22 protein-coding genes are annotated in these 23,585 nt (G+C 71.6%); 17 read left to right on the top strand and 5 right to left on the bottom strand.

Features of this window, described 5'->3' with window-relative positions:
• The first annotated feature begins 16 nt into the window (after nucleotides 1-16).
• Nucleotides 17-937 (top strand): NADP-dependent oxidoreductase, encoded by a 921-nt coding sequence (locus FBY22_RS15585; protein ID WP_174267156.1) that lies wholly within the window; start codon nucleotides 17-19, stop codon nucleotides 935-937.
• 3 nt (nucleotides 938-940) lie between these two features.
• On the opposite strand, the gene FBY22_RS15590 is transcribed toward FBY22_RS15585, so the two are convergent.
• From FBY22_RS15590 to FBY22_RS15600, 3 genes are all read right to left on the bottom strand, one after another.
• Complete coding sequence (locus FBY22_RS15590) at nucleotides 941-1,318, bottom strand: STAS domain-containing protein (protein ID WP_142146032.1); 378 nt, start codon at nucleotides 1,316-1,318, stop codon at nucleotides 941-943.
• A gap of 110 nt (nucleotides 1,319-1,428) precedes the next feature.
• Entirely contained in the window at nucleotides 1,429-2,388 is a 960-nt protein-coding gene (locus tag FBY22_RS15595; RefSeq protein WP_142146034.1) for a sensor histidine kinase, read from the bottom strand.
• A complete protein-coding gene (locus FBY22_RS15600; RefSeq protein ID WP_142146036.1) occupies nucleotides 2,385-3,164 on the bottom strand; it encodes an MEDS domain-containing protein in 780 nt (259 codons plus the stop codon). The genes FBY22_RS15595 and FBY22_RS15600 overlap by 4 nt, the downstream gene beginning before the upstream one ends.
• Before the next feature lie 157 nt (nucleotides 3,165-3,321).
• Between FBY22_RS15600 and FBY22_RS15605 the strand changes: the two genes are divergently transcribed.
• The 6 genes from FBY22_RS15605 to FBY22_RS15625 all read left to right on the top strand — a co-directional run bounded on the left by FBY22_RS15605 (nucleotide 3,322) and on the right by FBY22_RS15625 (nucleotide 9,660).
• Entirely contained in the window at nucleotides 3,322-3,774 is a 453-nt protein-coding gene (locus tag FBY22_RS15605; RefSeq protein ID WP_142146038.1) for a MerR family transcriptional regulator, read from the top strand.
• A gap of 11 nt (nucleotides 3,775-3,785) precedes the next feature.
• The gene (locus FBY22_RS44900) at nucleotides 3,786-4,184 is read left to right on the top strand and encodes an NAD-dependent epimerase/dehydratase family protein (RefSeq protein ID WP_260844857.1); all 399 of its coding nucleotides are present in this window, start codon (nucleotides 3,786-3,788) and stop codon (nucleotides 4,182-4,184) included.
• A complete protein-coding gene (locus FBY22_RS15610; RefSeq protein ID WP_399211470.1) occupies nucleotides 4,136-4,873 on the top strand; it encodes an NAD-dependent epimerase/dehydratase family protein in 738 nt (245 codons plus the stop codon). Before FBY22_RS44900 ends, FBY22_RS15610 begins: the two co-directional genes overlap by 49 nt.
• Before the next feature lie 91 nt (nucleotides 4,874-4,964).
• Nucleotides 4,965-6,548: an FMN-binding glutamate synthase family protein gene (locus tag FBY22_RS15615; RefSeq protein WP_142146040.1), complete on the top strand. Its 1,584-nt coding sequence runs from the start codon at nucleotides 4,965-4,967 to the stop codon at nucleotides 6,546-6,548.
• Between the two features lie 16 nt (nucleotides 6,549-6,564).
• Nucleotides 6,565-8,328 (top strand): thiamine pyrophosphate-dependent enzyme, encoded by a 1,764-nt coding sequence (locus FBY22_RS15620; protein WP_142146042.1) that lies wholly within the window; start codon nucleotides 6,565-6,567, stop codon nucleotides 8,326-8,328.
• Between the two features lie 105 nt (nucleotides 8,329-8,433).
• Nucleotides 8,434-9,660 (top strand): AI-2E family transporter, encoded by a 1,227-nt coding sequence (locus tag FBY22_RS15625; RefSeq protein WP_399211178.1) that lies wholly within the window; start codon nucleotides 8,434-8,436, stop codon nucleotides 9,658-9,660.
• Nucleotides 9,661-9,720: 60 nt separating this feature from the next.
• Here the strand turns inward: FBY22_RS15625 and FBY22_RS15630 are convergent, their stop codons facing one another.
• Together FBY22_RS15630 and FBY22_RS15635 are read right to left on the bottom strand one after the other, a co-directional pair.
• Entirely contained in the window at nucleotides 9,721-9,921 is a 201-nt protein-coding gene (locus tag FBY22_RS15630) for a hypothetical protein (RefSeq protein ID WP_142146046.1), read from the bottom strand.
• A 46-nt stretch (nucleotides 9,922-9,967) separates the two neighbouring features.
• Nucleotides 9,968-10,363, bottom strand: coding sequence for a DUF6233 domain-containing protein (locus tag FBY22_RS15635; RefSeq protein ID WP_142146048.1), 396 nt, complete (start codon nucleotides 10,361-10,363; stop codon nucleotides 9,968-9,970).
• Between the two features lie 89 nt (nucleotides 10,364-10,452).
• Between FBY22_RS15635 and FBY22_RS15640 the strand changes: the two genes are divergently transcribed.
• The 10 genes from FBY22_RS15640 (at nucleotide 10,453) to FBY22_RS15685 (ending at nucleotide 23,576) form a co-directional block, all read left to right on the top strand.
• Nucleotides 10,453-11,451 (top strand): hypothetical protein, encoded by a 999-nt coding sequence (locus FBY22_RS15640; protein WP_142146050.1) that lies wholly within the window; start codon nucleotides 10,453-10,455, stop codon nucleotides 11,449-11,451.
• Between the two features lie 213 nt (nucleotides 11,452-11,664).
• Nucleotides 11,665-12,039, top strand: a complete 375-nt coding sequence (locus tag FBY22_RS15645; RefSeq protein ID WP_142146052.1) for a hypothetical protein — start codon at nucleotides 11,665-11,667, stop codon at nucleotides 12,037-12,039.
• A 177-nt stretch (nucleotides 12,040-12,216) separates the two neighbouring features.
• Nucleotides 12,217-16,080 carry a helix-turn-helix domain-containing protein gene (locus tag FBY22_RS15650; RefSeq protein WP_142146054.1) on the top strand — a complete coding sequence of 1,288 codons (3,864 nt, stop codon included), beginning with the start codon at nucleotides 12,217-12,219 and terminating at the stop codon, nucleotides 16,078-16,080.
• A 159-nt stretch (nucleotides 16,081-16,239) separates the two neighbouring features.
• Nucleotides 16,240-17,100, top strand: a complete 861-nt coding sequence (locus FBY22_RS15655; protein ID WP_142146056.1) for an NlpC/P60 family protein — start codon at nucleotides 16,240-16,242, stop codon at nucleotides 17,098-17,100.
• 75 nt (nucleotides 17,101-17,175) lie between these two features.
• Complete coding sequence (locus tag FBY22_RS15660) at nucleotides 17,176-17,556, top strand: hypothetical protein (protein ID WP_142146058.1); 381 nt, start codon at nucleotides 17,176-17,178, stop codon at nucleotides 17,554-17,556.
• A 158-nt stretch (nucleotides 17,557-17,714) separates the two neighbouring features.
• Nucleotides 17,715-18,281, top strand: coding sequence for a bifunctional 2-polyprenyl-6-hydroxyphenol methylase/3-demethylubiquinol 3-O-methyltransferase UbiG (locus FBY22_RS15665; protein WP_260844858.1), 567 nt, complete (start codon nucleotides 17,715-17,717; stop codon nucleotides 18,279-18,281).
• Nucleotides 18,282-18,318: 37 nt separating this feature from the next.
• The gene (locus FBY22_RS15670) at nucleotides 18,319-19,122 is read left to right on the top strand and encodes an SMI1/KNR4 family protein (protein ID WP_142146062.1); all 804 of its coding nucleotides are present in this window, start codon (nucleotides 18,319-18,321) and stop codon (nucleotides 19,120-19,122) included.
• A 142-nt stretch (nucleotides 19,123-19,264) separates the two neighbouring features.
• Nucleotides 19,265-19,882, top strand: coding sequence for an NADPH-dependent FMN reductase (locus tag FBY22_RS15675; RefSeq protein WP_160159873.1), 618 nt, complete (start codon nucleotides 19,265-19,267; stop codon nucleotides 19,880-19,882).
• A gap of 503 nt (nucleotides 19,883-20,385) precedes the next feature.
• Nucleotides 20,386-22,305, top strand: coding sequence for a PQQ-binding-like beta-propeller repeat protein (locus tag FBY22_RS15680; protein ID WP_142146066.1), 1,920 nt, complete (start codon nucleotides 20,386-20,388; stop codon nucleotides 22,303-22,305).
• Entirely contained in the window at nucleotides 22,302-23,576 is a 1,275-nt protein-coding gene (locus FBY22_RS15685) for an MFS transporter (RefSeq protein WP_160159874.1), read from the top strand. Before FBY22_RS15680 ends, FBY22_RS15685 begins: the two co-directional genes overlap by 4 nt.
• The last annotated feature ends 9 nt before the right edge of the window (nucleotides 23,577-23,585 follow it).

Here is a 23,585-nt window from a genome sequence, read left to right on the forward strand (position 1 = left end):
GAACAAAGGAAATGTCATGCGAGCCATCACCGCACCGAGCCGCGAGGCCGGCGTCGCCGGGCTGACCCTCACCGACCTGCCGTACCCCCATGCCGCCGAGAACGACGTCATCGTTCGCGTGCATGCCGCGGGATTCACCCGGGGAGAGCTCGACTGGCCCGCCACATGGTCCGACCGCGCCGGCCGGGACCGCACTCCGAGTGTGCCCGGGCACGAGGTCTCCGGTGTGGTGGCAGAGCTGGGATTCGGGACCACCGGCCTCACCGTCGGCCAGCGGGTCCTCGGCCCGACCGACTGGGCCCGCGACGGCTCGCTGGCCGAGTACGTCGCCGTGGAGGCCCGCAACCTCGCCCCGCTTCCCGCGGGCGTCGACCACACGGTGGCGGCCGCGCTGCCCATCTCCGGACTGACCGCCTGGCAGGGCCTGTTCGAGCACGCGCGCCTCATGAGCGGCCAGACCGTCCTGATCCACGGTGCCGCGGGTGCCGTCGGCTCGATGGCGGTGCAGCTGGCGCGGGAGGCCGGCGCCCACGTGATCGGCAGCGGCCGCTCCGCCGACCGGGACACGGTCCGCGCTCTGGGTGCGCAGACCTTCCTCGACCTGGAGGCCGGCCGGCTGGAGGACGCCGGAGAGGTCGACGTCGTGTTCGACGTGATCGGCGGTGACGTTCTCGACCGCTCGGCCGCCCTCGTACGCTCCGGGGGCACGCTCGTCACGATCGCGCAGCCGCCGACGGTCCGGCCCAAGGACGGGCGGGCGCTGTTCTTCGTCGTGGAACCCGACCGCGCACGCCTCGCGGACCTGGTGCACCGGGTCAGGGACGGACGGCTGGAGGTCAGGGTCGGCGCGGTGCGCCCGCTGACCGAGGCGGCCGCCGCCTTCGCTCCCGAGAAGCGCGTCTCCGGCCGGACGATCATCCGGGTCGCGGAGGAATGAGGGCTACCTCGAGGTGGTGTCCAGCCGGGCGTCCAGGGAGGGCTCGGTCGCGGGCGATTCGAGTGCGGCGTTCACGGTCGGGGCGATGGGGAACATCGTGTCGAGACCGAGGACGTGCCACACCTGCTGGTAGTGGTCGCTGAGGTCCGCGATGCGCAGGGTCCCGTCGCGCTCCTCGAGCGCGCGGGTCACCATGATGAGCATGCTGATGCCCGAGGAGTCGAGGTACTGCACCTGTGAGGCGTCCAGGACGAGGATTTGACAGCCCTGCCTGATCAGGGATCTGCACTCGTCGCCGATGTGGGAAGCGGTATCGTAGTCGACCGCCTCGGGCAGTCGTGCGACCGTCGTGTTCCCTTGCCGCATCCGCACTGTGAGCATGAATTGCGTGCTCCCGTCTGGACCGTTCACACCTTGCAGTTCCTCGGGCGTCCTTGAGCGCCTACCCGGAATTCGATTTCTGTCTCGACCTCCTTGGTGTTCATCGTCACTCACTGCCGCTCGGGCAGCTCCGTGTGGAGGCGTATCGTCGTGCCCTCGACGGGCGTGGAGCGGATTTCCACGAGGTCGCAGAGCTGGTGGATGAGCCACAGACCACGTCCGCCCACCTGCGTCGCGGTCGGCCTGATGCGTCCCGCCAGAGGGTCGGCGATAAAGCCGGCGTCCCGGAATTCGCAGACGAGCCGGCCGTCTTCGCTCCACAGCCGCAGCACGCCGCGTCCGCCGCCGTGTCTGATGCTGTTCGCGGCCACCTCCGTGGCGGCCAGATGCAGTTCGCGCAGACGCCGGTCGGCCAGGCCGTGCAGTTCGGCGCAGGCCGCGATCTTTTCCCGGAGCGCAGGCAGGTCACCGCTGGTGTAGACGAATTCGTCGTACGGATCGCAGGGGTGGGTGAGGGCCCCGAAGGCGTACGGCGCCTGCGGATCGTAGTCCTCGCACGGCGTCGTCCGGCCGTCCTTGCGCATCTCGGGGTGGCAGCGGGCCATCTCCCGCAGCGTGGCCTTGTCGTAGGCGATGTCGTAGGGGCACAGCAGCCACCAGGCCGGGCCCTGGGCGAAGGCCTTGTTGAGCAGCCACTCGTGATAGCGCAGTTCCGCGGCCTCGGCCGGGCTGCGGACGGCCTCCCAGGGGGATTCGCCGATGCCGCGCACGGGCCGCCCGTCGGACACGTGTCCTTGGAGCCACTCCTGCCAGGCCCCGATGAGCCTGCCCGGATGATGCGCCACCTTGCTGGTGTCGACGTAGCGCACGGCCTCGTCCTCGCGGATCTCGGCGCGCAGCAAGGACGCCTTGTCGTGCGGGACGGCCACCACGACGGCCTCGCCACCGTCCAGAGCGTCCTGGATGAAGCTCGCGGTGCCCTCGACGAACTCCTCCCGGCCGGAGTACGGATACAGCTCGTGCCGGTACCCCGTACCGGGCGTTGGGGAGGTGGGAGGGGAGGAGGTCACGACGCGATCACCACCGGGATGTCGGGTACCGCGAATCCGGACAGCTCCCAGGCCAGCCGTACGGTGTCGTTGGTGCCTTCCAGGATGACCTTGCGATCCGGAAGGTGCCTGGCGGCATCGGCCAGCGCGCCCATCCCGGCGGCGTCGAAGAACTCCACGGTGTGGCAGAGCAGGCGGACCGTCGCCGTCTGGGCGAGGAGAGTGCACAGGATGGTGGCGAAGGCGCCGGCGCCCTCGCTGTCGATGGTCCCGCTCACCGTCCATCCCTCCTTCCCCGTCCGGTACACCTGGAACGCGGGTGGCCCGGGACTGCTGCCCAGACGGTGGGGGTGTACGCACTGGATCTGCCGCAAGGTGGTGAGGTCGAGGTCGCCGCTGTAGGCGCACACCACCATGGCGCCGGTGTCCGCGGCGAACTCCTCCAGGTCGAGTTCGCTGCGCAACAGCTCCGTCGCGCGTTCGGGGCGGCAGCCTGGCGTGACATGGTGCAGCACGCGCAGTGAGCGGAAACCCTCACGGTCGGCGTTGGCGGCCTCGCGGCGCACGGCGGCGAGCAGGGACCCGTCCAGCCGGGCGGGATCGAGGACGAGGGGAGCGAACTCGCTGCCTCGGTGGAAGGCGGGACCCACGACCACCACCTTGTCGCCGTGGAGTGCCCCGTCCGCGACGAAGGCGCGACTGCGGCCGACCACGTCGTCGGTGCGCTTCAGCATCTGGCAGACGTGATCACCGGCGTCGACCTCGTCCAAGGTCGCCAGGGTGCGCGACGCTCTCAATGCTCCTCCCCTCGCTTGCCCACCAACTTTAGTGGACCGGCAGTGGGCCCCGGCCGACGGCTTGGCGGCGCGCCACCGGCTGACCTCGACACTTGCGAGCCGGCCGGACGCGGCGCGGGGTTGACCTCAAGCGCTTGAAGTGTCGGAGGCTTGCCGCATGGCAGCCATCGAAGAGCAAGCCGGGAATCTGACAATCCAGGAGATGGCACGGCGGTCGGGCTTCAGCGAACCCACCCTCCGCTACTACGAGAAGATCGGCCTGCTCGGATTGGTCGCCCGCGAGGACTCCAGCGGTCACCGCCGGTACGGGCCGGCGACCGTGGAGCGCGTCCTGGCGTTGTCCTGTCTGCGGTCGTCGGGCATGACCGTCACCGGGATGCGCCGCTACCTGGACCTGCGGGCCCGGGGAGATTCCGCCGCGGCCGAACAGCACGAGCTGTTCGCCTCGCAGGCCGACAGGCTGGCCGCCGAGATCGCGCGACTGCGACTCCGACTCGCCCATCTGCGAGGCAAGGCCGACCTGTGGGACGCCCGGGCCCGCGGGGACGCCGACGCCGAGAAACAGGCCGTCGACGACGTCACCCACGTCATGGACCGATTCACCGACTGAAGGATCACACCTTGAGCACAGAGCAGGTCGCCGCATCCCCCGCCGCGCGCGGGCGGGTACTGGTCACGGGAGGCACCGGTTTCGTCGGCGGTCACTCCGTCGCCCGGCTGATCGCCGAGGGATACCGGGCCCGGGTGACCGTCCGCGAGCCCGGCCAGGAGGCCCAGGTCCTGGCCGCGCTGCGGCAGGCCGAGGTCGAACCGGCCGGGCGGCTGGAGTTCGCCGTCGCCGACCTCGGCGCCGACCGTGGCTGGGCGGAGGCCATGGACGGGGTCGACCACGTACTGCACCACGCGTCCCCGTTCCCCCTCACTCCGCCGAGACGGAGGACGAAGTCGTCGTCCCGGCCCGCGACGGTGCGCTGCGCGTCATCGCCGCGGCTCGGACGGCGGGCATCGCGCGGGTGGTGATGACGTCGTCCTACGCAGCCGTCGGATACACGGTGAAACCCGGCGACCACTACTCCGAGACCGACTGGACCGACCCGCACACCCCGGGCCTGCCCGCCTATCACAAGTCCAAGGTGCTGGCCGAGCGAGCCGCCTGGGAGCACGTCCGCGCTCACGGAGACATCGAGCTGACCGTCGTCAACCCCACCGGCATCTTCGGCCCCCAGCTGGGCGACCGGCCGTCCGCCTCCCTCGGCCTGGTCAGGAACATGCTGACCGGGCGGATGCCGGTGGTACCGGTCATGTACTTCGGCGTCGTCGATGTACGGGAGGTCGTGGACCTGCACCTGCGGGCCATGCTGCACCCAAAGGCGGCGGGTGAGCGCTTCATCGCCGTCGGCGGACCGGCCGTCAGCCTCTTCGGCATGGCACGCATCCTGCGGGAGCACTTCCCCGCCGCGGCCGCACTGCTGCCCTCCGCGGAAATGACCGTCGAGCAGGTACGAGAGGCCGCGAAGACCGAACCGGCCCCGCGGGACGCCGCCGCTCTGCGCGGCCGCATTCCGGTCATCAGCAACGACAAGGCCCGTTCGGTGCTGGGATGGGAGCCCCGGGACGTCGTCGAGACGATCGTTGCGACCGCGGACAGCCAGATCCGACGGGGCCTGGAACTGCCCGACGCCGGCCGAGCCGCCGGGCCTCACGGATGAGGGGCGGTCAGGCCGGCCCCCACGCCGTGTCTTGCCGGTTTCTTGACGAACCCGCAGGACTGGCAGGCCGATCCAGGGCAATGAGCGAGGGGTGATACGTAAGGCAATCGTCGCTGTGATCCTGGCGGGCGGCATCGCGGCAGCCGTCGCCGCGGTCGGACTCTCGCCCTGGTGGTGCCTGGCCGCCGTACCCCTGTGTCTGTTGGGGCTGGTCGGCTTGGCCGACCTGGTGCAGCGGGAGCACTCCGTACTGCGCAACTATCCCGTCCTGGGGCACGCCCGCTTCCTCATGGAGCGGATCCGCCCCGAGCTCCAGCAGTACTTCATCGAGCGGAACTACGACGGGCGCCCCTTCGACCGGGACGTGCGCAGCATCGTCTACGAGCGGGCGAAGGGCACCGACGCCGAACAGCCCTACGGCACCGAACGGGACGTCTACCAGCCCGGCTACGAGTTCCTGGTGCCCTCGATGGCACCCTGCCCGGTGCCCGGGACACCGCCGAGGGTCCGCATCGGCGGCCCGGACTGCGGCCGCCCGTACGACATGGCGCTGCTGAACGTGTCGGCGATGAGCTTCGGCTCGCTGTCGGCGAACGCCGTTCTCGCCCTCAACGGAGGTGCCGCAGCCGGGGGTTTCGCCCACGACACCGGTGAGGGCGGCCTGTCGGAGTACCACCTGCGGCCGGGCGGAGACCTGGTGTGGGAGATCGGCACCGGATACTTCGGCTGCCGCACCCCCGAAGGCGACTTCGATCCCGGCGAGTTCGCCGACAAGGCGGCCCACGACCACGTCAGGTGCGTGTCCCTGAAGTTGTCGCAGGGCGCCAAGCCGGGCATCGGCGGGGTCCTGCCGGGAGCGAAGGTCAACGGCGAGATAGCGAAGGTGCGGGACGTTCCCGAAGGGAAGACGGTGATCTCACCGCCGTACCACAGGGTGTTCTCCACCCCGCGCGAACTCGTCCGGTTCATCGCGCGGATGCGGGAGCTGTCCGGTGGCAAGCCGACGGGGTTCAAACTGTGCGTCGGCTCGCGCCGGCAGTTCCTCGCCGTGTGCAAGGCCATGCTGGCCGAGGGCACGGCCCCCGACTTCATCATCGTGGACGGCGGCGAAGGCGGCACCGGCGCCGCGCCCCTGGAGTTCGCCGACCATGTGGGCGCCCCGCTGACCGAGGGGCTGCTGACCGTGCACAACGCCCTCGTCGGCACCGGACTGCGCGACCGCGTCCGGATCGGCGCGAGCGGCAAGATCGCCACCGGCACCGATCTGGTCAAGCGTCTGGTGCAGGGCGCCGACTACGGCAACGCGGCACGGGCGATGATGTTCGCCGTCGGCTGCATCCAGGCCCAGCGCTGCCACACCAACACCTGTCCCACCGGGGTGACGACACAGGACCCCCGGCGAGCCCGCGCCCTCGACGTGCGCGACAAGACGCCGCGCGTCCAGCGGTTCCAGGAAGCCACCGTGGCGAGCGCCCTGCAGCTCATGGCGTCCATGGGCGTGACCGACCCCGCCGACCTGCGCCCGCACATGCTCCGCCGGCGCCTCGACCCCTACACCGAACGCTCCTACGAGGAGCTGTACGAGTGGCTGGAGCCGGGGCAGTTGCTCGCCGAATCTCCGCAGTCCTGGGCGGCCGACTGGAAGGCCGCCGATCCCGACCACTTCACCGTCTGATCCTGGAGGAACCATCGTGGCCCGTGCCGTCGCCCGCGTGATCGTGGACGCACTGAGCGAACTCGGCGTGCGCCAGGTGTTCGGCGTCGTGGGAGACGCGCTCAACCCGTTGACGGACGCCGTTCGCACCACCGAGGGCCTGGAGTGGGTGGGCTGCCGGCACGAGGAGGCGGCGGCGTTCGCCGCGAGCGCCCAGTCGCAGCTCTCGGGCACCCTCGGAGTGTGCATGGGCACCGTCGGACCCGGCTCCGTCCACCTGCTCAACGGGCTGTACGACGCGGCCAAGAGCCACGCCCCCGTCCTGGCGATCGCCGGACAGGTGCCGCTGGCCGAACTCGGCACCGACTACTTCCAGGAAGTCGGCAACGACGCCCTCTTCAGCGACGTCGCCGTCTTCCGCGCCACCATCACCTCCGCCGACCAGATGCCGCAGATGCTGGAGACGGCCGTACGCCATGCCCTGGGCCGCAAGGGCGTCGCCGTCCTGACCGTCCCGGGCGACCTCTGCGAACGCGAGCTGAGCACCGACCGCCCGGCCCGGTTCGGGCTCGACGCGCCGCTCAGCCGGCCGGATGAGCTCGCGGTGCGGCACGCCGCCGGCCTCCTGGACCGCGCCGAACGGGTCACCCTGCTCGTCGGACGCGGCGCACACGGCGCCCGCGAGGACGTCCTCGCCCTGGCCGACCGGCTGGCCGCGCCCATGGTCCTCACCCTCAAGGCCAAGGAGGGCTTCGAAGGCGACGCCAACCCGTTCCAGGTCGGCCAGACGGGCCTCATCGGCAACCCGGCCGCCGCGTCGGCCCTCCAGGAGGCGGACACCCTGCTGCTCCTGGGCACCGACTTCCCGTACCGGGACTGGTATCCGGAGGGCAAGACCGTCATCCAGGTGGACACCGAGGCAGCCCACATCGGACGGCGGGTGCCCGTCGAGGTCGGTCTCGTCGGCGACACCGGCGCCACCGTCCGCGACCTCCTGACCCACCTCTCGGCCGCCCCCGCCGGGGCGGACGGCGCCCGGGACCGCTCGCACCTGGACAAGGCCCGTGAACGCTTCGAGCAGTGGCGCGCGGGTCAGGCCCGGCTGGCCGACCCCGCACACGACAAGGGCCTGCTCGGCCGCATGCGCTCGTCGCTGGACAACCGCACCCACGACATCCGGCCCGAGGCGCTGGCGGCCGTGGTGGACCGGCTGGCCGCCGACGACGCCGTCTTCACCTCCGACACGGGCATGGCGACGGTCTGGCTCTCGCGCTTCGTCGAGATGCGGGGGGAGCGGCGGCTCATCGGCTCCTACAACCTCGGCTCCATGGCCAACGCCATGCCGCAGGCGCTCGGCGCACAGTGTCTCGACCGGGAACGGCAGGTCGTGGCCTTCTGCGGAGACGGTGGCCTGAGCATGCTCCTCGGCGATCTCATGACGCTGAAGACGCATCGCCTCCCCGTGAAGCTCGTCGTCTTCGACAACCGTCGTCTGGGCATGGTCAAACTGGAGCAGGAACAGGCCGGGCTGCCGGAGTTCGGCACCGTCCTGGACAACCCCGACTTCGCCGCCGTGGCCACGGCCATGGGCATCACCGGCATCCGCGTCACCGACCCGGGCGACCTGGAGAAGGCGGTACGCCGGGCCTTCGACACCCCGGGACCGGTATTGCTCGACGTGCTCACCAACCCCGACGAGATCGCCGTACCGGCCAAGCCCACCGTCGAACAGGGCTGGGGATTCGCGGTGGCCAAGGTGAAGGAGATCGTCCGCAGTCACGGTGACGACGGCGCGCACTGAACCGGATGCCCTGGTGCGTTCGGGGCCGTCCGGGGCAGTCCGATTTAGAAAGTGGCGTCTTTGGGGACACGTAGCTGCGTGGTCTCGATGACGTGAGGCGGTGACGTGCAGGTGAGCGACGCCGTGCGTCGGTCGCCCCGACATCCGGGTGCGGACCCAGGAGCCGGTCGCGGTGCGAGCCGCGGCCCGCGGCGGATGCGGTACGTCGTGCTCGGCAGCCGGCCGGCCCGTGGCGTCGGGACGGTGGCCCGGGCGCGCCGGGCGGCCGTCGAAGTGCGGCGCCCCGGGGACGGTGTGGCCGTGCACCACGGGCTGAAGGTGGGCGCCGCGTACGCGTGGCGGCTGCTGGTGCTCGGGGCGGCCGTGTACGCGGGCTTCGTGATCCTGGGACGTCTGCAGCTGGTCGCGGTGGCGTTGTTCCTCGCCCTGGTCGTGACCTCCGTACTGCGTCCCCTCGCCGATCTCCTGGCGCGCCGGCTGCCCAGGTCCCTGGCAGTGGTGGTCAGTGTCCTGGGCAGCCTGATGGCGGTCCTCGGTCTGCTGGCGCTGGTCGGCGAACTGGTGGCCAGGGAGTGGGACCGGCTCGGGCGGGAGTTCAGCGGGGGTGTCGGGCGCATCGAGCGGTGGCTGCAGGGGCCGCCCTTCCATGTGAGTCCCACGGTGATGTCGGACCTTCAGGGCAAGCTGAACACCTTCGTCTCCGAGCACCGCTCCACACTGATCAGCAGCGCGGTGAGCGGGGCGGGACGGCTCGTGGAGGTGCTGACCGCAGGGGTGCTCGCGCTGTTCTGCTCCCTGTTCTTCATCCATTCCGGCGACCGGTTCTGGAGCTGGTTCCAGGAGTGGCTGCCGCAGCCGGCCCGGGACCCGTGGAGCCGTGCGGGCCGTGCGGCCTGGCGGACCTTCGCCGGGTACACGCGGGGGATCGTCATCGTGGCGGCCACCAACGCGGTGCTGGTCGGAGTCGCCCTGTTCGTGCTGCGGGTGCCGCTGGCCCTGCCGCTGACGCTGCTGGAGTTCTTCGCCGCGTTCGTCCCGCTGGTGGGATCGCCCGTCGCGCTGGGCGTGGCCACGGTGGTCGCCCTCGCCTCGCGCGGGCCGGTCATCGCGCTCGTGGTCCTCGCGCTGATCGTCATCGTCGGCCAGATCGAGGGCCATGTACTGCATCCGCTGGTGATGAGCTGGGCGGTCCGGCTGCACCCGGTCGTCGTGGCCGTCTCCGTCATCGCCGGGGGCATCCTGGCCGGCGTGGTCGGAGCGGTCGTGGCGGTGCCGATGGTCTCGGTGGCCTGGGCGGTGCACGGCGAACTGCGCGGCCGTCCCGTTCGGTGAGAGAAGGGTGGACGCCTGGCCGACCGCAGCGCGAGCCGCGGGAGGCACGGGCGGCGGGATTCACGGCCTGGTGCTGGTGTAGCGCACGCCGGGGCCCCACTGCTCCTGCGCCGCCGCCATGCACCACTGGCACAGCGGGCTGCCGCCGGAGCCGTACTTGTGGGTCTTGCGCTGGCAGGCGGCGCACGGGCCGACCTTGTCACCGGGGCAGGTGAGCGCGGACGGGTCGGGCTCGCTGACCGGGGGCGGGGGAGTCGTCATCGGGAGAGATCCTGTTCTGGGCGATAAGTGGTATATCGCCCAAAGTTCAGGGTATCGGGCGATATCGTGCTGCGGTCGAAGGGTGACCGGACCTCTCGGGGGATAAGTCCACGACGTCGAGCTGTGCGTCGGGCCGGCAGTGGGCGCAGGCTCCGAGGCCGGCGGTGAGGAGGCGGCGGGCCTCGTCGCGGCCGACGGGCCGGCGACGGGAGCCGGCCATGTGGCAGTCGCCCGCGTGCACCTGGACGGGCCGTCGGCCGGTGCCGATGCCGAGCTCGACGATCCACTCCGGTGGCCGCGGCCTTCTGTGCCGGCCGTGTTCGGCCTCGGCCTGCCGCAGTCGCAGCGCCTCGATCTTCGCGTCGATCCGCGCCAGCCACAGGGCGTGCCAGACGCGCAGGGTGTGCAGGCGTTCCAGGTCGGGCGGCAGGTCATCGAACACATTTTTGATTCTATGCTCATGATTCCGTGCTGCGCGTCCTCGCGTGTTCGATTTTATGTTCGATAACGTGGTTGTGGGAGGTGAGGGTCATGACGAGGGCACACGAGGTGTCGACGGTGATGCATGTGCGCTGCCCGGACGGGCTGGGGGAGGAGGGCTACCGGCAGGTCCTGGAGCAGCTGGCGGAGCTCTCCCCGGTGGTGCGGGCGCTCCCGCCCGGTGCGGCGCTGGTGGAGCTGAAGGGCGCCCTGCGCTACCACGGCGCGGACGCGCGCCGCCTGGGGGAGATCCTGCGCGTGCGCACGCTCTCGCGCCTCGGCATCGACCTCCGGATCGGCATCGGCCCCACGATCACCGTGGCCGCCACCGCCTCCGCCCGGGCACCCGGGCCCGGCGGCGTCCTCGCCGTCGCCCCGGACCAGGTCACCTCCTGGCTGGGCCCGCTGCCGGTCGGTGCACTGCACGGCATCGGCTCGCGTCAGGCCGACGTGTTGCGTGACTACGGCATCCACAGTGTGGGCCTGCTCGCCGCCGTCGAGCCCGCCACCGTGCAGCGTCTGCTGGGCGGGAAGGCCGGCCGGACGGCGTCGGACCGGGCCCGCGGCATCGACCCGCGGCCCGTCGTGCCCCGCGAACTGCCCACCACGGCGGCAGTGAGCCGCGCCTTCGACCGCCATGTGCTGGACGGCGCCGACGTCCGCGCCGCTCTGCTGGAACTGGTCGTGCGGCTCGGTCTGCTGCTGCGCCGGCGCGACCAGGCCGCCCGAGCCGTGACGCTCACCCTGCGCTTCGCCGGCGGCGGCCGCTGGGAGCGGACCCGCCGCCTCGCGGAGCCGTCCGCGCACGACGACGACCTGCGGCTGCTCGCCTACCGGCTGATGGATGCGGCCGGTCTCCAGCGCGGACGGCTGACCGGGCTCGCCCTCAAGGGTGAGGACCTCGTGGACGCCGATCAGGTCGCTACGCAGATCAGCCTCGATGACGCTCGCGAAGCCCGCTTGGTCGCCGAGGAGGCCGTCGACCGGGTGCGGGAGAAGTACGGGCCCGACGTCATCGGCCCGGCCGCGCTCTTCCGCCACGCCTCCTGACGACACCGCTCCGCCGGTGGTGCCACCGGTAACCCGTCCGGCCCGCCCAGTTGACCGCCCATCCGGGAAACCCCAGCTCACACCGGGTTTCCCGGCCGCCCCCGGGACGGGCAACAGGAAACCCGTCGACCCCGGCAGTGGCCCGGGACAGGCTGATCCCCGTCAGCTCGAAGCACGGCCTGCGACGACGCAGGAGACCCACTAGGGGGAAACATGCGCAAGATGTTGAGCGCCGCCGCCGCGTTCGCGACCGCGGCCACGGCAGTGGTGGCGATGAGCGGCGCCGCCCAGGCCGCGCCCGCCGACGACTCGTGGGACGGATGCCCGTACGGCGCGGTCTGCATCTACGGCCAGGGAGTGGAACCGACCGACAACCCGCACCCGACCAACGTGTACTACAGCTACGGCGCCCACAACCTGAGCAACCAGTTCGGCAACCACTGGGTCTACAACAACCAGTACGGCGGCGCCTCCATGAGCCTGTGCAAGGGCTACAACGGCACGAACTGCGGCACGCCGATCCCCGAGGGGTACGCCGTCTACGCCGACCTCGGGCCCATCAACTCCATCACCCTCAACCGCCCGTAGCGCGCCCGCGCGCCCTTTGCCACGGGGGAGCGACCGCCGGGACCGGCCCCACACCGGTCCCGGCGGTCCCGTTTTTCGCCACTCCGGGTGAAAGGCTTGGTTCCGTGTCCGACCCCCGCAGTAATCTGGGCATCCGCCGTCTCACGATCCGGGCAGGCCAGTGCCTAGGGGGACGCCTTGGGGGACCAGGAACACGTACACGCGGGCGTCGACCGGACCGACCAGCCGGAAAACCCCGCACAGGCCACACCGTCGTTTCCCGCGCAGCTGAGACGGTTGCGCAGGGAGCGCGGTCTGTCGCTGGCGGACCTCGCGCGCCAGACCCACTACAGCAAGGGCTATCTCAGCAAGATCGAGACCGGCGTCAAGCGGGCGACCGTCGACGTCGCCCGCCAGTGCGACCACATCCTGCGCGCCGAGGGCGAGTTGCTCCGGCTGGTACGGGAGAACGCCCCGGTGGAGCGCGGCGGCGGACCGGCCGCCGACACCGGTGCGCCCGCCTGCCCGTACCGCGGCCTGGCGGCGTTCACCCCCCAGGACGCGGCTCGCTTCTTCGGCCGGGAGCGGGCCACCGCCGCGCTGGTCGAGCGGGTCTTCCAACGCGTCGGCGGTGGGCCGCTGTTGGTGGTCGCCCCGTCCGGCGCCGGTAAGTCCTCCCTGCTGAACGCCGGTCTCGTCCCGGCACTGCGGCGCCCCGGCGGCTTTCCCATGCCCGGCGCCGACCGCTGGCCCGTCGTCGCCCTCACACCCACCGCGCACCCGCTCGACGAACTCCTCGAACGGGCCACGAAGGTCCTCGGCAGCGACCTCGACCTCACCGCGGCCCAGGTGGCCGACCGCCCCGAGGCCCTGCTGGAGGCCGTCCGCGCCCGCTCCGACGACGCCCCGCCGGGCCCCGACGGCCGCCGCCCGCCCCCGGTGCGGCCCGTACTCCTGGTCGACCAGTTCGAGGAACTGTTCACCCTCTGCTCCGACGAGAACGAGAGACGGACCTTCGTCCGGGTCCTGCGCGCGGTGTCCACCTGCCCGGACCCGGCGGTCGTCGTGCTCGGCGTCCGCGCCGACTTCTCCGGACGCTGCCTCGAACTCCCCGAACTCGCACCCCTCTTCGGCGAGGGACTGTTCGTCCTGCTCCCCATGTCCGTCGCGGAACTGCGGGAGTCCATCACCCGGCCCGCCGAACTCGCCGGCGTCACCCTCGAACCCGGCCTGGTCCCCCTCCTCCTGCGCGACGCGGGCCTGCGCGACGAACCGGCCGGCGCGAGCGGCGCCACCACACCCGACGACACCCCGCCCGGCGCGCTGCCCCTCATCTCGCACGCCCTCCTCGCCACCTGGCAGCAGCGCGAGGACACCACCCTCACGGTGGCCGGCTACGAGCGCACCGGCGGCATCCAGGGCGCCGTCGCCCGCACCGCCGAGACCGTGTTCGCCCAGCTGTACCCGGCCGAACAGAAGTCGATCCGGCGCATCCTGTCCCGGCTCGTCCACGTGTCCGACGACGGGACCGTCGCCACCCGGCGCCGCACCGGCCGCAGCGCCCTCATGGAAGAACTCGGCGACGCCGACGCCGCCTCGGCCGCCCTCGACGCGTTCGTCCGGGCCCGGTTGATCACCGTGGACCGGGACACCGTCGAGATCACCCATGAGGCCCTGCTGCACGCCTGGCCCCGGCTGCGCGACTGGATCCACGCCGACCGGGCCGGACTCCTCATCCACCAGCAACTCGCCCACGCCGCCGCCGAATGGGAGCGCGAGCACCGCGACCCCTCCGCGCTCTACCGCGGCACCCGGCTCGACACCGTCCGCTCCTGGGCCGACGACCTCGACACCCGCGGCCGTCTCGGCCCCCGCGAAGAGGCCTTCCTTCTGGCCAGCCAGGCCGAGGAGGACCTCCACCAACTCATGACGAGACGTCAGACACGCCTGAAACAGGGTCTGCTCGTCGTCCTGGCCGTGCTGCTCGGCCTCGCCGTGACCGCGGGCGGCCTCGCCTACCAGCAGCGTTCCGCCGCTCTCGACCAGGAACGCGTCGCCCGGTCCCAGGCCCTCGCCGTGCAGTCCACCTCCCTGGCCGGCGGCCAGCCCGAGGCCTCCATGCTGCTCGCCGAGGAGGCCTACCGCGCCGCCGCCACCCCCGAGGCGCGCGGCGCCCTGCTGAGCACCCAGGCCCAGGCGTTCTCCGCCCGCCTCGTCGGCCACCACGGGCCCGTCAACGCGGTCGCCTTCGCTCCCGACGGCCGGCTCCTCGCAACGGCCGAGGCGTACGGCACCGTACAGCTGCGCCGGACCGCAGACCACCGGACCACCGCCACCCTCACCCTCCCCGGACGCGTCCGCTCGGTGGCTTTCAGCCCCGACGGACGCACGCTCGCGGCGACCTCCACGGACGGGCCGGTACGGATCTGGGACACCGCCGACCACCGGCTGCGGGCCCTGCTGCCCGCGGCCACCCACGGCGCCCACGCACTCGCCTTCGACCCCCGCGGCCGTACCCTTGCCGTCGCGGCCGACGACGGATCGATCCAGTTGTGGGACGTGGGCGGCGACCGCCCCACCCCGGTACGGCTCGTCGGCCACACCGGCCGCGTCGACTCGCTCGCCTACGCTCGGGACGGGCGGACCCTGGCCTCGGGCGGCTCCGACCGGACCGTACGGCTGTGGGACACCGACCGGGCCCGCCAACTGGCCGTCCTCAGGGGGCACACCGACGAAGTGCTCGGGGTGGCCTTCGCCCCGGACGGGCGCAGCGTGGCCTCCGGCGGCGTCGACCGGACCGTACGGCTGTGGGACGTGGTCACGCACCGGGCCACGGCGAAGCTCGCCGGACACAGCGACGACGTCAACGCCGTCGCCTACACGCCGGACGGCACCACGGTCGTCAGCGCGGGCGGCGACGGCACGACCCGCCTGTGGGACGTCCACACCGGCCGGCCGGCCGCGATCCTCGCGGGCCACACCGACTACGTGATGTCAGTCGCCGTGAACTCCACCGGGTGGACGCTCGCCACCGGAGGGTTCGACCAGTCCGTGGTGCTGTGGGACCTGCGCGGCCCGGTGCTGACGGCGCGTCCGTTCACTGAGGTCTCGCAGGCCGCGTACAGCCCGGACGGAAAACTGCTGGCCACCGCTGACGCGGACCACACCGTACGGCTGTGGGACGTGGCCCGGCACCGGATCGTGCGGACCTTCACGGGCCACCGCGAGAGCGTGTTCTCGGTGGCGTTCGCGCCGGACGGCCGCACCCTGGCGTCGGCGGGCTCGGACGGCACCGTCCGGCTGTGGGACATCCCCTCGCACCGCGCGCTCGTCACCCTCACCGGCCACACCGGGGACGTGTTCTCGGTGGCGTTCGCCCCGGACGGCCGCACCCTCGCCTCGGCCGGCGCCGACCGCACGGTCCGCCTGTGGGACGTCGCGACCCACCGTCAACTCGCCGTCCTGACCGGGCATGTGGACTACGCCAACGATGTCGCGTTCAGTCCGGACGGCCGCACCCTGGCCAGCGCGGGCGACGATCTGACGGTACGGCTGTGGGACACGGCCGGCCACCGCCTGCTCGCCACCCTCACCGGGCACACCGGCGCCGTACGCGGCGTCGCCTTCAGCCCCGACGGGGCGACCCTCGCGAGCAGCGGCAACGACGGCACGGTCCGCCTGTGGGACGTCCGCCACCGTCGCCTCGAGGCCTCCCTGACCGGCCACACCGGCTCGGTCCGCGGCATCGCCTTCTCCCCGGACGGCCGCCTGATCGCAAGCAGCGGCAGCGACCGTACGGTTCGGCTCTGGGACGTGCCCGGACGGCGGCCCTGGGCCACGCTCACCGGGCACACGAACGCGGTGTGGGGCGTCGCGTTCACCCCGGACGGGCGGACGGTGGCCAGCAGCAGCAACGACGGGACCGTACGCCTGTGGGACCTGGACCTCGGCGCCCGGCTCACCAGGATCTGCCGACTGCGCCGGGCGATCGGTCCACGGGAGCGCAAGGCGCTGATGCCGGGACTGCCCGTGTCCCTCACTCCCGGGTGCGCGCGGCCCTGACGGCGGGCGGCCGGCCGGATCGCACTGGTGGCGGGGGGTTTCCCAAGGGTTTCCCGTTGCCTCTCGGCGTGGGGTGACGCCGGGTGCTCGACCCACCGAGGCCCGGTCGGCAGGCTGATGCACGACCATTCACGCAGCACAGAAAACGGGGGTCCCGGCATGCTCCGGCGGACCGGAATCATCGGCACACTCATCGGGCTACTGGCCCTCCTCCTCTGGGCGCCCGCGGCAGTCGCCGCGCCCGCCGCGTCCACCGCCCCGGCGGCAAGCGGATGCGGAGTCCTCGCGTCCGGCGGCTCCGCGGCCGCCGAGCGCGCGATCGCCGCCGCCTGCGCCCAAGTCGACGCGGGCACCTGGTACACGTGGGGCGGCGGCCACGGCGCCCAGCCCGGCGCCACCTACGGCCAGGTCGACCCCATCGACCCGGCCAGCGAACACGACCCCGAGCGGCTGGGCTTCGACTGCTCGGGCCTGGTGCGGTACGCCTACGCACAGGCCGCAGGCTCCGACATCCTCAACGGCGACGCCAGCCAGCAGTACTACACGGTCCGCGCCGCCGCCCGCTTCACCGCCGACCAGGGCACCGCCCCGCTGCTCCCCGGCGATCTGCTGGCCTACGGGACCTCGGCGGACCTGCACCACATCGCGATCTACCTCGGCGCCGGCAAGATGGTCGAGGCGAAGCAGTCCGGTACGCATCTGATGGTCAGTGACGTCCGCCTGGGCGGCGACTACTTCGGGGCCCTCCGCGTCAACACCGGCGCGGTCACCGGGCATGTCTTCAAGACCTGGGGCACCGGAGTGTGGACGAAGAAGGCACCCTCCGTCGGCGCCGGCCGCGTCTACGCCTTCCCCGGTCCGACCATCATCCGGGTCGAGTGCCAGAAGCACGCCGAGGTCGTCACATCCGACGGCTACACCAACGACGCCTGGGCCTATCTGCCCGACTACAAGGCCTGGATGACGAACATCTACATCCAGGGCCCGGCCTGGCTGGACGGCGTACCCACCTGCACCTGAGCCCACCACCCGGGCTCCCCTCGCCCACGGCGACCGCCGACGAGCGAGGGGAGCCCGCCGTGCGATCCTGCCCGGATGAATGATCTCGGTGACGCGCACATGCGTATATGGACCCTGCGTATTACGGCCCTGCTCGCGGCAGACGCTCAGGACCAGCTTGCCTGGCTGGGCGAGCGGCAATGGGACACGGAGTCCGTCGTGGAAGAGCTGGAACTCCTCTGCCGCGTCTCCGAGGGGCTTGCGGAGCGCGGATTCTTCGAATCCCGGAATCTGCCCGATCTCCGGGCCATCGGCCGCTGCCTCACCGAGATCGACACCGCGCGTGGCGCCGACTTGTGGAACGAGGCCCTGATCACCGACCCGGCGTGGTCCGAAATACGCATGTATGCCCGCCAGTTCCTCCTCGCGACGCTGGGCGGCTGGCACCAGCCACTGCCGCGCCGCCCAATGAAATAGCTTGCGGATTTCGGGTCCTGAATCGATCCCGAATCTGTCCTCAATTAGTCCGGGCATAAACGGGGTTTGACCCGATAACCGGCTCAATTTAATGTGACGCCATGGATATTGGTCGATGGAATCCGAACATTCACTACTATCCCGTTGTTCTCGGCTTCGTGCCCGGGAACTGTCGCGAGGCGCTGGACGTGGGGTGCGGGGACGGAACACTCGCCCGTCTGCTGGCTTCGAGGTCCGGCCGGGTCACCGGGATCGATCTCTCCGCGGAGATGGTCGAGTCGGCTCGGGAGAAGAGCGAAGGGGTCGAGAACGCCCGGTTCCTGGAGGCGGACTTCCTCGAAGCAGGTGGCCGTGAGCTTCCGCTGGGCCACTACGACCTGATCACCATGGTGGCCGTCGCTCACCACCTTGGCACCGAACGCGCGTTGGCCCGGTCGGCCGAGCTGCTGGCCCCCGGCGGGAGATTGGCCGTCATCGGACTCGCCGGCCCCGGATCCGTCGTCGATCTACTCCACCTGGCCGCGGCGGTCCCCTCGGTGAAACTGCTGAGCCGGCGCAGGGGAGGCAGCACCGCACCGGCGAAGATGCCCGTGGCGGACCCGGACACCACGTTCGCTGAAGCACGCGAGATCGCCCACCGTGTGCTGCCGGGCAGCCAGTTCCGGCGCCGCCTGCTGTGGCGCTACACCTTGCTGTGGGAGAAGCCCCGCGACGGTCGCGGCTGAGCCTTGAGTGTCAGTGCCGTGCGCTTCACTGTCCGCCATGGAGCTCACGCAATCGACCGTCAACGACCTTCTGGCGCAACTCGGCCCGGGAGGCGGACACATGTACCTGCCCCTCGACCTGGACCCGCAGCATGTGACCGACCTGCTCTGCGACAGGTACGGCGCACCGCGCACCCTCGTCCTCGACGGCGTCACCGATCCGACGGTCGACGACTCCAAAGGCGCCGCTCTGCTCGGGGCATTCGAGGACCGGGCCGTGACGATACGAGCGTGGGCGTACGGGGATCAGTGGGTGGGCACGGGCACGACGCATGACGCCGAAGGGATCGAAAGGCCGGTGCTCGTGGTCGCGCCCAGGGAAGTGCCCGAGCCTCCGCGAGTCGTTGAGGACGAGGGCGAGGACGTCGACTGGGTGGTGCGGCTCGAACAGATCACCGGGTGGACGCAGCCCGCTCGGCGGCCGGACGTGGACTGGACGGAGACGGAGTCGCGCCTGGGCACCGCGCTGCCGAGCGACTACAAGCGCATGGTCGAGACGTTCGGAGAGGGTGCCTTCGACGGATTCCTGGGCCTGAACCAGGAGCCCTGGACAGGTCTCAGCCGGGACGGCCTGCTCATCTGGGCGGGCACGGAGCACGAGAACCTGCACTGCTGGAAGGCCGACGGCGACGACCCCGATCGCTGGACCGTCGTCGTCCGGTCCTTCGACGGTGAGGACGTCGCCTTCGACTGCCGGGCCGCGGAGTTCGTATGCCGGGTCCTGACCGACCCGCACCACCCGTTCACGATGGCCCACTACTTCGACACGCACTGGTTCATGAACTACCGGTCGAGCGACTGAACCACCCTTTGCAGGAAGGGAATTCACCTGTCCCGCACCCCCGGTAACGGATCGGGACCGCGTCGGGAACCCGCTCCGGCACTCTCAAGTCATCGGAAGGCGGGGGCCGATGGGGAACCGTCCGAAGGACAGGGAGACCGGGGTGACCAGGATCGTACTGATGTCGGGCAGTCTGCGGCGCGGCTCGGTGAACAGCACCGCAGTCGCGACGATCGGCCGGCTGCTCGCGCGGCGGGGCGCACAGGTGCACACGCCGCTGCTGGATCTGCGGACTCTGCCGTACTACGACCAGGACCTCGACGCGGCCGACGGCCCGGCCACCGTGGCCCGGGCGCGGCGGCTGCTCGGATCGGCGGACGCCCTGGTGATCAGCACCCCCTCCTACAACGGAGGCGCTCCAGGTGTCCTGAAGAACGCCCTGGACTGGCTCTCCCGCCCCTGGGGCGACAGCGCCCTGACGGGATTGCCGACGGCGCTGATGAGCGCCTCACCCGGGCCCCGCGGGGCGGCGGACGCCCAGCCGGGACTGCGGGTGAACCTCGAACGCTCCGGAGCGGTCCTCATCGACCACCGGCCCCTCGCGCTCGGCGACGCGGAAGCCCTGCCGCGTACGGACCAGGGGTTCACCGATCCGTCGGTCCTAGCCCTGCTGGAGGAACTGGCCGACTCCGTATGGGCGGCCCGGCGCGGCGCGGCCGACGCCGAGGTGATCCGCCCGCCGGCCGGTGACGGTGGGCTGCACCCCGCGGCCGTCGCCTGAGACCTGCCGGTCCCGGCGCGGCGCCGTGACGCGCCGCGTCCCTCACAGACTTGCCCCCTGCGTGGTGCCCACAAGGTACGCGTCGGTGGCAGGAACGCCCGTCCGGCCATGGACGGCACTTCGCTTCGGCACCACGCCACGTGGAGCCCGGATCCAGGAAAGGGGGTGCCCCTCATGACGAAGCTCGTCCGCCGCGTGACCCGCGCCGCCATCTGAGGCGCCCTGTCAGTTCCCTTGCCACGAGGTAAGAATGCGAAGGAGGTGCAGTCCCATGACGAAGCTCGTCCGCCGCGTGACCCGCGCCGCCATCTGATGCGTCCTCATCCTGTAGCGCAGTGAGGAATCGCCCCCTGGGGCCGGGTCACCCCAGCCCCGGGGGGCATGTCCACGTTCGCACGGCGCACCTCGTACCCCGCCGGCGCGGCCTTCTTTTCTTGCTCATCAATCCCTCTGCTCACTTTTTGTTGCCGCTTCAGCCCGTCCGACAGGAGTGGAGTCTCACCATGGAGATCCCCGAGATCCCCGAACGGATCACACGGATCGTCAGCCTGCCCGGTCAGGGGCTCTTGGCCTGTGACGTCCGCGGTGGCCTGCACCGCCTCGACCACGACCTGACCCCACGCCGGTCGTCCGGTCTGCCCGCCGTGGCGCAGGACCCGGCCGGCTGCCCGGTGTACGGCGTCGCCCTCGCCGGCGACTGGATCATCACCCGGGACAAGACCGGCACCATCTGCCGCTGGCACGCCGACACGCTGCGTCTGGCCGACCGCCTGGACGCCCGCACCACCGCCGACCGCTCCCTGCTGCTGGAGGGCGAACAGCCGTCCCCCACGATGCTGCGCGGCATCGGCGTGTGGAACGGCAAGGCGTACGTGGACAACGGGTACTTCCAGGTCGTCGTGCTGGACGTCGAGACGTTCGCCGTCGAGCGCATCGTCCCGTGGCCGCACGGCTACGACATGCTCGAATGGTTCTGCACCGACGCCCCGGGCGTACACGCCGTCGCCGACCGGCACGGATGCGTGCACCTCGGTTCGCTGGAGGAGTGGTCGTTCCCCACCACGGTGCGCGTCGACACCTCCAACGTGCACCGCGTCGTCTACGACGCCCGGCACCACCGCTTCTGGGCCATCGGCGACGCCGGCGTCGGTGACACCCACAACGTCTCCAACGGCGTGGTCACCATCGGGTTGGACGGCACGGTCGACCAGCGCATGCACTTCGCCCGCAATGACGTCGAAGGGCTCGTGTTCTCCCCGGACTTCACCACCGTCTACATCGGCGGTTTCGACGGGGAACTGCTCCTGTTCGACAACACCACCCCCGAACTGACCGTCCGCAAGCGGGTCACCGGCTTCAGCCACCAGATCATCGACGTCACCATCGACGAGCAGGGACGCGTCTACACCCTCACCCAGGACGGCGAGATCACGGCGCTGTCCCCCGAGGGCGAGGTGCTGCACCGGCTCGACTTCTCCCGCCAGTGCGTGTGGGACCTGCGTCCGCTGCCCGGCGACCCCACCACCGTCCTGGCCGGCACCGACGACGGAACCGCCGTGGTCCGCCTCGACACCCGGGGCGAGCACGCCCGGCTCGACCTCGTCGACGAGTACCACGGCGCACCGGGCTTCGCCCGCCGGGCCGAGCCCTGCGGCGAAGACCGGGTGGCGATCTTCTGGCCCGACACGGTGCGCCGGTTCACCCCCGACGGCACCATCGTGTGGGAGGCCCGCCTGCCCGGCATCGTCCACACCGTCTCGGTCTCGCCGGACCACAGCCGCGTCCTGGTGGCCTGCAACGCCGGCGGCTTCGAGTTCGACGCGGCCGACGGCCGGCAGCTGCTGCACGTGGACGGGCTGCTCGCGAGCGCCTGGGCGTCGGCCTATCTGCCGGACGGCCGCCGGGTGTTGGGCTGCCGTACCGGCCGGCTCGCGGCCTACGACGAGAGCGGCCGCGTCTCCTGGGAGACGGAGCTGGAGAGCTACCCCAAGCGGCTGCTGGTCGACGGCGACCGGCTGCGCGTCACCGGGGGCGGCGGTGTCAAGGAACTGATCGTCGGCGAGGACAAGCCGCGGCGGCAGTTCGTGGAACTGCTCGACAACACGGCCGAGAACTGCGCGCTGATCGACGGCACGCTGTGCGTGGTCACCTACGGCATGCAGATCGCCGCCTACGACCACGACAGCGGTGAACTGCTCGCCCTGCACGAGGATTTGCCCGACTTCCCCAAGGGGATGACCGCGTTGCGCGGCGACGACGGCCGGGCGTACGTGGTGGTCGGCGGCCGCGGCGGCTACCTGCGCCTGTACCGCCTGGACCGCGGCGGCGAGGGCCCGGTCCTGACCGTGCTGCGCGACCTGTGGCTGCCGCGTTCCTCCGGCGCCCGCCCCTTCCCCGCCGCGGCCGGCGCGGCCCGGCCGTGACCACGGCCGGCCAGGTGCGCGCCGGGCACGGCACCGCCCGCGGCGACGAGGTGGTGGAGCCCTCCCCGTTCACCGAGCGTCCCTTCCTCGTCTTCGCCGCCGGGAACGCCGTAAACAACGTCGGCGAGGCCCTGTACGCGACCGCGCTGCCGCTGCTGGCGTACCGGCTGACCGGCTCGCTGACGGTGATGGCGTGGCTGGCCGCCGCCGTGCCGATGAGCATGCTCCTCGCCCCCTGGTTCGGCTCGGTGGCCGACCGGCGCGGCACGTCCGGTCTCGTCCTGTACGGGCTGTTGGCGCAGGCGTCGGCGGCCCTGGCGATGAACCTGATGCTGTGGAACGGCCATCCGCGGACCTGGACGCTGTTCGTGTGCGCCCTGGTGGTGGCGGCAGGCGGGGTCGCCTACCGGACCGGCTGGATGACGGACGTACCCGTGATGTTCCCGCGCTGCCCGGCGCGGGCCCGCGGCACCCTCAACAGCCTGTTCCTCGCCACCACTCTGGCCGGGCCGGTCCTGGTCGCGGTGACCCTGCCGTGGCTCGGCTATCTGGGCGTGCTGTGGCTGAACCTGCCGACGTTCTTCGCACCGCTGGCGGTGTGGGCGGTGGGCGTGCGCCCGCCGCGCCGCACCGCCGCGGGCGCCGGGCGGCGCGAACCGGCACGCCTGCGCAAGGTCTGGCACGACGTCACCGCCGACCGGCGCATCGCCGTCACGCTCGTCCTGCAGATGGTGCTGGAAGCCGTCTGCGGAACCGGCCTGACGTCCCTGGTCCTCTTCGAACTGCGCCACTCCTGGCGGCTGTCCGGGCAGCAGGCGGGCTGGGTCGTCGCCGCCGTCAACCTGAGCCTGCTGACCGGCAACCTGCTCGTCTCGCAGCGCCGACGGCTGCGCCCCAGAACGCTGCTGCCCGTTGCCCTCGCCGCCCGCGCGGTGTCCCTGGCCCTGCTGGCGGTGCCGGTGTGGCCGCTGTTCCTCACCGCACTGGTCCTCGGAGCCGTCGCCCAGGGCGCGCTGCTGGCCGCCGTGGTGATGCTGCGGGTGCGCTACCTGCCGCAGGCCGTCATGGGCCGGGCCTCGGGCCTGATGTGGCTGCTGACCGGATCCGCCGCGCTGCTGTCCCCTGTTGTGATCCCCCCGCTCGACCGTGTTGCGGGCCCGCACGCCACGTTCCTGGCGCTCGGCGCCGTCTCGTCGGTGGTGATGGTCCACCTGCACCGCGCCCGCACCGCCTGGACCCCGACGAACCCGGCGACGACCGAGCCGGCCTAGGAGGAGGAA

The organism is Streptomyces sp. SLBN-31 (genome assembly GCF_006715395.1).
Lineage (GTDB): Bacteria > Actinomycetota > Actinomycetes > Streptomycetales > Streptomycetaceae > Streptomyces.